Below are 12,155 nucleotides of genomic sequence, written 5' to 3' on the forward strand. Positions count from 1 at the left end.
GCAGGCAGCGCGCGCCGTCCTCACTAGCGTCGCAGTGAGGGAGGAGGCCCATGGAGCACGACGAGCGCGTGACGGAGACGGTCATCCGCCTGCTGGCCGAGGTGCTGCCCGGCGGCGCGGAGCTGACCCCCGACGCTTCACTGAAGGACAGCGGACTCGACTCGATCTCCGCGGTACGGGTGTGGTTCGAGATCCAGCGGGAGTTCTCGCTGGACCTCCCCGTCGAGCGGCTGGGTGACTGCGGGACGCCGGCCGAGCTGGCCGAGCGGATCGCCGAGCTGGCCGGGACGCGAGAGGACACCGCCCCGGCGGGCCCGGCGGTCGGCGCGGCCCCCGGCGAGCGGCACGAGCCGTTCCCCCTGACGCCCCTGCAGCAGGCGTACGTCATGGGCGCGGACGAGGACGTCACCCCCGACCCGGTCGGCTGCCAGGTCTACCGCGAGTTCGAGGTGCCCGGCGTGGACCCCGCACGCCTGCGCGCGGCCTGGCAGCGCGTCGTGGACCACCACGACGCCCTGCGCCTGGAGCTGGGCGACGACGGCACCCAGCGGGTGCTGGACCGGGCCCCCTCCTGGGACCTGCCGGTGGACCGGCCCGGCGCCCGCGAACGCCTCGCCCACCGGCGCTACGAGCCCGGCGTCTGGCCGCCGTTCGCCGTCGAGGTCACCACACCCGGGACCGTGCACTTCGGCATCGACGCGAGCGTGACCGACGGGCGCGGGCTCGACGTGCTGCTGCGCGACTGGTGGCGCTGCTACCGCGACCCCGGCCACCGGCTGGCGGACGGCGGCCTGTCCGTCCGCGACTGCCTGCTGGCGCTGGACGCCCAGCGGCGCGGCCCCCGCCACCGGGACGACCTGGACTACTGGCGGGAACGCCTGGCGGACCTGCCGCCCGGCCCCGCCACCGGCGTCCCGGACGGGTCGCCGCGCTCCGCGCTGACCGGCTCGCTGACCGCCGCCCAGTGGGGCGCCCTGCGCGCCAGGGCCGCCGAGCTGGACGTCTCGCCGACCGCCCTGGTGCTGACCCTGTTCGCCGAGACGGTCGGCAGGGGCCAGGACTGCTCCCTGGCCGTCACCACGACCGGCCGGGCCTGGCTGCCGCGCGAGGTGGACGAGGTCGTCGGGCCGTTCACCGGCACCGCCGTCTTCGTCGCCGAGAACACGCTCGGCGAGCCGCTGGAGGAGGCGGTCCGCGAGGTGCACCGGCGGTTGTGGCGCGACCTCGGGCACGCGGGCGTCCCCGGCGTGACCGTCATGCGGGAGCTGCGTGAGCGCACCGCGCTGCCCGTCGTCTTCACCAGCCTGCTGGACGCCCGGCCCGACGAGTCCGTGCCGCCGGTGTCGTACGCGCTCAGCCAGACCTCCGGCGTCGCGCTCGACCACCAGATGTGGGAGCACGACGGCGAGCTGCGGGTGCGCTGGGACCTGGTGCCCGGCTGCTTCACCGCCGGCGAGCCGGAGACCCTGTTCGCCCGCTTCACCAACGCGCTGCGCGCCCTGGCCGCCGACACCGGCGAGGAGGAGGTCCGGCCGCTCAACGAGCTGCAGAAGGCGTACTACGTGGCCCGCGCGGGCGGCTCGCACCCGTACGACGGCTGCCAGGTCCACCACAGCTTCCACGTCCGCGACCTGGACCGGGACCGGCTCGCACGGGCCTGGCTGCGCCTGGTGGCCGCCCACGACGCGCTGCGCTCGGAGGTCACGCACGACGGGACGCGGCGGGTCAGGCCGCACGCGCCGGAGAACTGGAGCATCCCGGAGACCCCCGGCGTCGAGGCCGAGGAGATGGCCGGGCGGGCGTTCCCGCTGGGCCGCTGGCCGCACTGGGAGCTGCGGGTCAGCGGCGAGACGGTGCACGCGGCCGTCGACCTCACCGTGCTCGACGGGCGCAGCATCCACATCGTGCTGCGCGAGCTGTTCAGGCTCTACGCCGACCCCACGGCCGAGCCGCGCCCCTCCTCCGCGGCCCCGGACTCCGTCGAGGATCCGCAGGGGGGCGGCTACTGGGACGAGCGGTTCCGTGACCTGCCGCCCGGACCCGAGGTGGCCACCACGCCCGCGCGCCGCGTCCGGCTGAGCGGCAGCGTCGCCGTGGTCTCCGACGAGACCGTCTTCGCCGCCCTGGCCGGCGCGCTGCGCGCACGCTTCCCCGGCCCGTTCAGTGTGTCCGTGGTGCGCTGGACCGCCGGGTCGGAGCCGCTGCGGCCCGGTGAGTTCACCGCACTGAGCTGGGTCACCGACGAGGAGTCCTACCCGGACCGGATCGCCGCCGACGCCGCGAACGGCGCCCTGACCGGCCTGGCCACGCTGCGCGGCCACGTCATGAGGGAACGCCGACTCCGCGCCTACGCCTTCCCCGTCGTCTACACCAGCACCCTCGACCTGACCGAGCACCCTCTGCCGGACGGCGTCGAGGCCGGCCCCTGGATGACCTACACCCCGGACGTCGCGCTCGACTGCATCGTCATCAGGGAGGGCGACCGGCTGCACTACCACTGGGACGCCCTGGAGCCGGAGTTCCCCGACCTCGCCGAGCTGTTCGCGGCCTTCGAGGACCGGCTGCGCCCCGTCCACCGGCTGTTCGAGCGGCAGGCCGCCGCCCGGCCCGACGCGGTCGCGCTGCGGCACGCCGGCGGCACCATGACGTACGGGGAGCTGAACCGGCGCGCCAACGCCGCCGCCTGGCGGCTGAAGGAGCTGGACGTGGGGCCGGGGACGGTGGTCGGCGTGCGCCTGTGCCGCGGGCCGGACATGGTGGCCGCCGTCCTCGGGATTCTCAAGGCGGGCGGCGCCTACCTGCCCGTGGAGCCGTCCCTGCCCGACGAACGGGCCGCCGTCATGCTGGACGACGCCGCCGCCGGGATCGTGCTCACCTGCGCGGAGACGTCCGGCTGGGCCGTGCCCGAGGGCGTACGCGCCGTCGAGCTGTACGCGGGCGGGGACGACCGCGGCGACCCGCCCCCCGCCGGAACCGTGGACGACCTCGCGTACGTGATCTTCACCTCGGGCAGCACCGGCAAGCCCAAGGGCGTCGAGGTCAGCCACCGGCCGCTGCTCAACCTGCTCGACTGGTGCTACCGCACCTTCGACTTCGACGCCTCCGACGTCGGGCTCTGCGTCACCTCGCTCGGCTTCGACCTGTCGGTGTTCGACATCTTCGGCCTGCTCGGCCGGGGCGCCTCGCTCTACATCGCCGACGAGGCCCAGCAGCGCGACCCCGAACTGCTCCTGGACGTCCTCATCGACGAGCCGATCACGTTCTGGAACTCCGCGCCCACGACGCTCAACCAGCTCGCCCCGCTGCTCGCCGAGCGGCGGGGCCACGAGGGCACCGGCGACCTGCGGCTGGTCTTCCTCAGCGGCGACTACACGCCGCTGCCGCTGCCGGACGCCGTGCGCGCGACCTTCCCGCGGGCGCGGATGGTCAGCCTGGGCGGCGCCACCGAGGCCACCGTCTGGTCGAACTGGTTCGAGGTGGGGGAGATCGACCCGTCGTGGCGGAGCATCCCGTACGGCCGCCCGATCGACGACGCGCTCTACTACATCCTCGACGAGGACCGGCGGCCCTGCGCCGAAGGGGAGGAGGGCGACCTGTTCATCGGCGGCAGGTGCCTGAGCCTCGGCTACCGCAACCAGCCCGAGCTGACCGCCGAGCGGTTCGTGCCGGACCCGTTCGCGGGCGGGCGCATGTACCTGACCGGCGACCGGGCCGCGCTGCTGCCGGACGGGAACATCACGTTCCTCGGGCGGGCCGACAACCAGGTGAAGATCCGCGGGTTCCGGGTGGAGCTGGGCGAGATCGAGCACCGGCTGCGGCAGCACCCGGGGGTGCGGGACGTCGTCGTCCTGGCCCGCGACGACCGCTCGGGGGAGCGGAAGCTGGTCGCGTACGTGATGCCCGAGGGCGCGGAGCCGGACGTCGGTGAGCTGCGGGCGCACGCGGCCGGGACGTTGCCGGCGTACATGGTGCCCAACCACGTGGCGTTCGTCGGCACGTTCCCGGCCACCTCCAACGGCAAGCTGGACCGGGACGCGCTCCCGTGGCCGCTCGCCGAACGCGCCCCGGAACCGGAACCGGAGCCGGAGCCCGAGCCCGAGCCCGAGCCCGAGGTCGAGCCCGAGCCCGAGGTCGCGGGGCGGACGGTGACGGAGATCGCCGAGCTGTTCGCCGAGCTGATCGGGGTCGAGGAGGTCGATCCCGGCCAGGACCTCTGGGATCAGGGTGTCACCTCCTTCACCATGGTCCAGGTCTCGAAGGCGCTGCGGAAGCGGTACGGCAGGCGCGTGCCGGTGGCGCTGCTCCTGGAGAACCCGACCGTCACCGGCATCGCCGCCGTCGTGGGCGGCCCCGCCGCCCCTCCCGCCGCCCCTCCCGTCGAGAAGCCCGCGAAACCGGAGAAGGCCGCGCCGGTGGAGGCCGAGGCGGAGGCGGAGGCCGAGGCGGCGGGGCCGGGGGAGGTGGACTTCTTCTCGCCCGAGGACCGGGAGGCGTTCAAGGCGGCCCGGTGGAACCTGCGCCCGCTGGAGCCGGACGCCAGCCTCATCCGCCTGGACCGCCTCGACGTGCCCGAGGAGCACTTCGCCCGGCGTGCCAGCGTGCGCGACTTCGAGCCCGGCTCGCTGCCGTACCGGTCGCTGTGCCGGCTGCTCAGCCTGCTGCGCGAACGGCGGCTCGGCGACCGCGAGCGCCACCTGTACCCGTCGGCCGGGGACACGTACGCGGTGCAGGCGTACCTGCACGTCACCAGGGGCGCGATCGACGGCGTGGCCGAGGGGATCTACTACTACAACCCGAGCGAGCACGCCCTCCACCTGGTGAACGCCCACCCCGAGCTCGACCGTACGGTGCACTTCGTCTACAACCGCGACCTGTACGACCGCGCCGGCTTCGGCCTCTACCTCATCGGCCAGACCAAGGGCATCGAACCCCTGTACGGCGACCAGAGCCCGCGCTACCTGACCCTGGAGGCGGGCTACCTCGGCCAGCTCCTGATGACCGGCCAGGCGGCCTGCGGCATCGGGCTCTGCCCCATCGGCGAGGTCGCCTTCGACCGCGTCCGCGACCAGTTCGACCTCGACGACGGCCACCACTTCCTCCAGGCGTTCCTGGGCGGCCCCGCCGAGCACGCGACCGGCGACGCCGTCCCCGTGTTCGCCACCCCGGCGACGGAACCGGCCCCTCGCGCCGAGTCGGGGCGGCGGGCGGAGCCGGCGGCCGCTCTCGCCGTGATCGGCATGGCCGGACGCTTCCCCGGCGCCGACGACCTGGACGGCTTCTGGCGCAACCTCAGCACAGGCACCCGCAGCGTGGGCCCCCACCCGAGGGGCGAGCGTCCCGGCGGCTACCTGGAGCACATCGACCGCTTCGACAGCCTGCTCTTCCACATCTCGCCGAAGGAGGCCACGACGCTCGACCCGCAGCTCCGGCTCCTGCTGCACAGCGTCCGGGAGTGCCTGGAACAGGCCGGCCACACCCCGGACTCCCTGCACCGGACCGCCCCCAGGGTGGGCGTCTTCGTCGGCTCGATGTGGCACGACTACCAGCACGCGGGCGCCGCCGCCTGGCGCGCCGGCGGCCCGGCCGTGGTCTCGGCGACCGCGTCCGACATGGTCAACCGCGTCTCGTACTTCTTCGGCTTCACCGGGCCGAGCATCGCCGTGGACACGTCGTGCTCGTCCACGCTGACCGCCCTGCACCTGGCCGCCCAGGCCATCCGCACGGGCGACTGCGACGCGGCCGTGGTCGCGGGCGTCAACCTGCTCGCCGACCCCTACCACGCCGCGCTGCTGGCCGGGCTGGGCCTGCTGGCCGAGGAGGCCGGTGCCGCCGCCTTCGACGCCGACCGGCCCGGCTGGACGGTGGGCGAGGGCGTCGGCTCCTTCCTGCTGCGGCCCGTCGCGGACGCCGTCCGGGCGGGGGACGCCGTCCACGGCGTGGTCGAGGCCACCTGGGTCGCGCACACCGGACGTACCGGGCGGTTCACCGCGCCGAGCGCGGACGCCATGGCGGCGTCCATGCGCCGCGCCCTGGAGCGGGCCGGCGCCGGGTCCGGCGACGTCTCCTACGTCGAGTGCGCGGCGGCCGGGGCCGCCCTGGCCGACGCGGCGGAGGCGGAGGCGCTGGCCGAGGTCTTCGGCGGGCGGCCCGAGCCCGTCGCGGCGGGCACGCTCAAGCCGAACATCGGCCACCTCGAAGCCGCGTCCGGCGCCTCGCAGCTCGCCAAGGTGCTGCTCCAGCTCCGGCACGGACGGCTGGCGCCCACCCTGCTCGCCGAGCCTCCCACCGACGCGGTCAGCGTGCCCGAGCAGGCGCAGCCGTGGACCGGCGAGCGGCGGGCGCTGATCAACGCCTTCGGGGCGACCGGCACGCACGCCCACGCCGTCGTCCGCGCGCCCCTTCCCGGCGAGAGCGGGGGCAGCGCGGCCGACGACGGCCGCGAGCACGCCGTCCTGGTCTCGGCCGCGACGCCGGAGCGGCTCGTGACCGCCGCCGGTCGCCTGGCCGCCGCAGCCGGGGAGCGGGACGTGCGCCGGATCGCCTACACCACCCAGACCGGGCGTTCCGCCCTCGCGCACCGGCTCGCCGTCGTCTGCCGTGACGCGGCCGGGCTGCGGGAGGGGCTGGAGGCGTTCGCGGCGGGCCGGGCGCATCCGTCCGTGCTCGCCGGTCGCGCGGGTGGAGGCGCCGGTCCGGCCGGTACGGAGGCCGAGGCCGCCGCCGCCTGGGTGGCCGGGCAGGACGTGGACTGGGAACGGTTCTGGCCGCAGCCGCCCGGACGGGTGGCGCTGCCCTCCTACCCGTTCGAGGCCGAGGCGTACTGGATCGAGCGGGCGGAGCCGGACGCGTCCCGGGCCGACACGGGGGACATGGAGGAGTACCTCAAGGGCGTCTACGCCGAGGTCTCGGGCATCGACGCCGACCGGCTGGGGGCGCGGGTGCCGTTGGAGCAGTACGGGCTGACGTCGTACCAGATCGTCGAGCTCAACGCGCGGCTGGAACGGGACCTGGGCGAGCGGTCGCGGACCCTCTTCTTCGAGCACAAGGACCTGGCCGGGGTCGCCGCCGCGCTGTCGGCCAGAGCCCCCGCCCCGCCGCCGCCCCGGCCCGAACGGCCCGAACGGCCCGAACAGCCAGAACGGCCTGAGCAGCCTGAGCGGCCCGGACCGGCGAAACCGGCGGAAACGGCGAAGCCGGTGGCCGCCCACAACGCCGACACCGCTGACGACGGCGCGATCGCGGTGATCGGGATCGCCGGCCGCTACCCCGACGCCCCCGACCTGGCCGCGTTCTGGGAGAACCTGGCCGCCGGGCGGCACTCGCTGTCCGGCGTCCCCGGCGACCGGATCCGCGACGGCTGGCCCGTGGACCTCATGTGGGGCGGCTTCCTCGACGGCGTCACCGACTTCGACCCGCTGCTGTTCGGCATCACCCCGCGCGACGCGGCCCTCATGGACCCCCAGGAGCGCGTCTTCCTGGAGGTCGCCTGGGAGGCCCTGGAGGACGCGGGCTACCCGCGCACCCGCCTGCGCGACCGGCACGGTTCCGACGTCGCCGTCTACGCGGGCGTGATGTACAACGAGTACCCCTTCTTCGGCGTCGAGCAGAGCCTGCGCGGCACGCCTCAGGACACCGGCGCGACGCTCGGCGGCGTGGCCAACCGCGTCTCCTACCACCTGGACCTCAAGGGGCCCAGCATGTCGGTCGACACGATGTGCTCGTCGTCGCTGGCCGCGCTGCACCTCGCGGTCCGGTCGCTGCGCCAGGGGGAGTGCGAGCTGGCGATCGCCGGCGGCGTCAACCTCAACCTGCACCCGAACAAGTTCGTCCAGCACGCCCGCATGCGGCTCACCGCCGGGGACCGGCGCTGCCACAGCTTCGGCGCGGGCGGCGACGGCTTCGTGCCCGCCGAGGGCGCCGGGGTCGTCCTGCTCAAGCCGCTGGCCAGGGCGAAGGCGGACGGCGACCGGATCCACGCCGTGATCAGGGGCACCGCAGTCGTGCACTCCGGCCGTACGAACGGCTGGGTGGTGCCGAGCCCGGTCGAGGAGGGCGAGCTCGTCGCCCGCGCGCTCGCCGACGCGGGCGTGGACCCCGCCGGCATCGGCTACCTGGAATGCCACGGCGCGGGCACCGCGCTCGGCGACCCCATCGAGATCAACGCCCTCATGCGGGTGTTCGGACGGACGGGCGCGGCGCCGGGGAGCATCCCGATCGGGTCGGTCAAGTCCAACCTCGGGCACGTCGAGTCGGGCGCCGGGATCGCCGGGCTCACCAAGATCGTGCTCCAGCTCCGGCACCGGCGGCTCGTCCCCTCCCTGCACGCCGACGAGCTCAACCCGGACATCGCCTGGGACGAGATCCCCTTCCGCGTGCAGCGCGAGGCGGCCGACTGGCCCGAGGGGCCCGGCGGCGCGCCCCGGCGGGCGGGCATCAGCTCGTTCGGCGCCGGAGGGACGATCGCGCACGCCGTGATCGAGGAGCCCCCGCCCGCCGGGACCGGCACCCCCGACCCCGGACCGCAGCTGATCGTGCTGTCGGCCCACGACGAGAAGCGGCTGCGCGCCATGGCCGCCCGGCTGGCCGGGCACCTGCGCGCGACGCCCGAGAGCCTCGCCGACGTCGCCCACACCCTCCAGACCGGACGGGAGCCGCTGCGCGAACGGCTCGCGCTGGTCGTCCCGGACGTGGCGGAGCTGTGCGGACGGCTGGAGCGGTTCGCCCGGTCGGAGCCCGCCGACGTGCTGCGCGGCCGGGTACGTCCGGGTGCCCCGCCGTCCGGGCGGCCCGGCGACCTGCTGGAACTGGGACGGCACTGGGTGGACGGCGGCCACGTGGACTGGACGCCGCCTGCGGGCGCGCGGCTGGTGGGGTTGCCGTCGTACCCGTTCGACCGCATGCGGTGCTGGCCCTTCGAACCCGCCTCGGGCCAGCCCACGTCCGGCGAACGCGCGTCCGGTGAGCCAGCCTTGGGCGGGTCGGAAGCGGGTGCGTCCGAGACGCCGCTCTTCGAGCGGACCTGGGCGGTGTCCGAGCGGCCCGCCCGCGACCCGGGCACCTTGGGCGGCGGGACCGTGGTGTGCCTGTTCGGCGACGCCTCCGAGGAGCTGGCGCGCTCGCTCGGCGACCAGGTCGTGCCCGTCCGCGCGGGTGACCCGGTCCCGGAGGAGTTCACCGGCTGGATCGACCTGTGCGACCTCGGCGCGGCGAACCCGGACGACGAGCTGGACCGGCTCGCCGTCCTGCGGGCCGCCCTGGCCCGGCGCCGCCCGCTCAGGATCCTGCACGTCACCAGTGGCCTGCTGGACCTCGACGGCGCCTCGCCGAGCCTGGCCGGGGCGCGGATGGCGGGGTTCGTACGGATGCTGGCCGCCGAGTACCCGGCGGTCACGGCCACGGTGCTGGACAGCGACCGGCCCTCGGCCGCCCAGATCCGCGCCGAGTGGGCGGCCGCGGAGCCGTACGGGGAGGTCTGCTACCGCGACGGCGGACGGTTCCGTCCGGATCTGCGGGAGTTGTCCGCCCCGTACGCGGAGCCGGTCCTCGATCCCGAGGCCGTCTACGTCGTGAGCGGCGGCACCAGGGGGCTGGGCGCGCTGGTGGCCCGCCACCTGGCCGGACGCGGCGCGCGCCGGCTCGCCCTGCTCGGCGTCCGGCCGCTGCCGCCGCGCGACCAGTGGGACGGCTCCGGCGAGGAGGCCGTCGCCACCGTCCTCGGCCTGGAAGGCATGGGCGCGCGGGTGGTCGTGCACACCGGGCCGCCGTCCGGGGTGGCCGACTTCCTGGACGGCGTGCGGCGCGAGCTGGGCCCGATCGGCGGCGTCGTCCACTGCGCGGGACGCTCCAGCCGGGGCCGTCCGTCGCTGGCCCACAAGTCCCAGGACGACCTGCGGGCCGTGCTCGCCCCCAAGACCGACCTCCTGGAGGCGCTGGACGAGGCGTGCGCCGGGGACCGTCCGGCCTTCTTCGTCACCTTCTCCTCCGTCTGCGCCGCCGTGCCCGCGCTGGCCGCCGGGGTGGCCGACTACGCCGCCGCCAACGCCTTCCTCGACCTCTGCACCGGGGTCAGGCGGCGGTCCGGGCGGGCCGAGTTCCGGTCGGTCGACTGGCCGCAGTGGCGGGAGTCCGGCGGGGCGCGCGGCAGGCCGAACGTCGGGGAGGCGGTCGGTCTCGCGGCCCTCGGCGACCGGGAGGGGCTGCGGGTGCTGGACCGGGTGATCGGGCTGCCGCGCGGCGCGACGGTCCTGCCGTGCCCGCCGTCCGGCGCGTCCGTGGACGTCCCGGGGCTGATCAGGCTGCCCGGACGGCCGGCTCGCCGTCCCGCCCCCGGCGCCCCCGCCCCCGAGCCCGAGCCCGAGCGCGAGCGCGAGCCCGACTGGCTGGCCGTCCTGTTCTCCGAGACGATCGGCATCCCCGTGGACGCGCTGGACCCGACGGCGGAGTTCGGGGACCTCGGCGTCGAGTCGGTGATGCTGGCCGAGCTGGTGCAGCGCATCGAGGAACGGCTCGGCGAGAGCCTGGAACCGTCGCTGCTGCTGGACCATCCGACACTGGAGCAGCTCCGCGACCGCCTGGGCGTCCCCGAGAAGGCCGCCCCGGGGGAGACCGGGGAGACCGGGGAGACCGCGAAGGCCGGGGAGGCCGCGCCGGACATCGCGCCGGAGCCCGTCCGCTCGGAAGCCTCCGAGGATCGCAGGATCGCGATCATCGGCATGGCCTGCCGGTTCCCCGGCGCCCCCGACGTGGCCGCGTTCTGGCGGAACCTCGCCGAGGGCCGGTGCGACGTGCGCGAGGTGCCCGCCTCCCGCTGGGACCACCGCGAGCTGTACGCGCCCGAGCCCGCCCTCGGCCGCAGCATCAGCAAGTGGGGCGGCTTCGTCGACGGCATCGAGGACTTCGACAACGACTACTTCGACCTGGGCGAGGACGAGGCCCGCGCCCTCGACCCGGCCATCCGCATGTTCCTGGAGTGCTGCGCGGCCTGCCTCGCCGACGCCGGCTACGACCCCGCCGAACTGCGCGGACGCCGGGCCGGCGTGTACGCGGGAGCCCGCATGTCCGACTACGGGCGCCGGGTCGGCGTGCGGCCGGGCGGGCTGGCCTCCGACCAGAACTTCATCGCGGCCAGGGTCGCCCACCACTTCGACCTGCGCGGTCCCAACCTCGTCGTGGACAGCGCCTGCTCGTCCTCGCTGGTCGGCGTGCAGCTCGCCGCGCAGAGCCTGCTCGCCGGGGAGGCCGAGGTCGCCCTGGCGGGCGGGGTGGAGGTGCTCCTGGACGAGAACGACTACCTCCAGCTCAGCGCGGCCAAGGCGCTGTCGCCCACCGGGCTGTGTCACACGTTCGACGAGCGCGCCGACGGGTTCGTGCCGGGGGAGGGGTGCGGGGTCGTCCTGCTCAAGCCGCTGCGCGCGGCGCTGGCCGACGGCGACCGGGTGCACGCGGTCATCGAGGCGGTCGCCGTGAACAACGACGGCCGCACCATGGGCGTCACCACGCCCAACCCCGAGGCGCAGGCCGACGTGGTCCGCCGGGCCCTGGCGGCGGCCGGCCGCACGCCCAGGGAGATCGGACTGATCGAGGCGCACGGCACCGGCACGCTCATCGGCGACCCCATCGAGCTGCGCGCCCTGACGCGCGTGTTCGGCGAGGGCGGCGGCGACCCGGGCACGTGCGCGATCGGCAGCGTGAAGACCAACATCGGGCACACGCTCAGCGCGGCCGGGATCGCCGGGCTGATCAAGGCGGCGCTGGCCGTCGAGCACGGGCGGATCCCGCCGACGCTGTCCTGCGAGCGGCCCAACCCGCGGTTCGACTTCGCCGCCTCGCCCTTCGAGCCCGCCACCGAGCCGCGGGACTGGCCCTCGCCGAGGGTCGCGGGCGTGAGCTCGTTCGGGCTCGGCGGCACCAACGCGCACCTCGTGCTGAGCGAGCCGGACCCCCGGCTGCGCGCGGGGCCGGTACGCGAGCCCGCCCCCGCGCCGGTCTTCCGGCGCAGGCGGCTGTGGCTGGACCGCGCCCCCGCCCAGGACCGCGATCCAGCCCCGGCCCGAGAGCCCGCTCCGGCCCGCGACCCCGGCCGGAGCCCCGATCCCGGCCCGCCGGACGACGCCAGTTCGCTGCTCGACCTGAACATCACCACGGGGAGGCGCTGA

1 protein-coding gene is annotated in these 12,155 nt (G+C 75.5%); it reads left to right on the forward strand.

All coding sequences use genetic code 11. The annotated features are described in order from the left end of the window. The first annotated feature begins 50 nt into the window (after positions 1 to 50). Entirely contained in the window at positions 51 to 12,155 is a 12,105-nt protein-coding gene (locus ACIHAD_RS32000) for an amino acid adenylation domain-containing protein (RefSeq protein WP_397358409.1), read from the forward strand.

Origin of the sequence: Nonomuraea sp. NPDC052265 (genome assembly GCF_044547985.1) — a bacterium.
Lineage (GTDB): Bacteria > Actinomycetota > Actinomycetes > Streptosporangiales > Streptosporangiaceae > Nonomuraea.

Bases quoted from the DNA above. Each gene is read 5' to 3' on its own strand.
- ACIHAD_RS32000 (WP_397358409.1), top strand. From the start codon at position 51: ATGGAGCACGACGAGCGCGTGACGGAGACGGTCATCCGCCTGCTGGCC.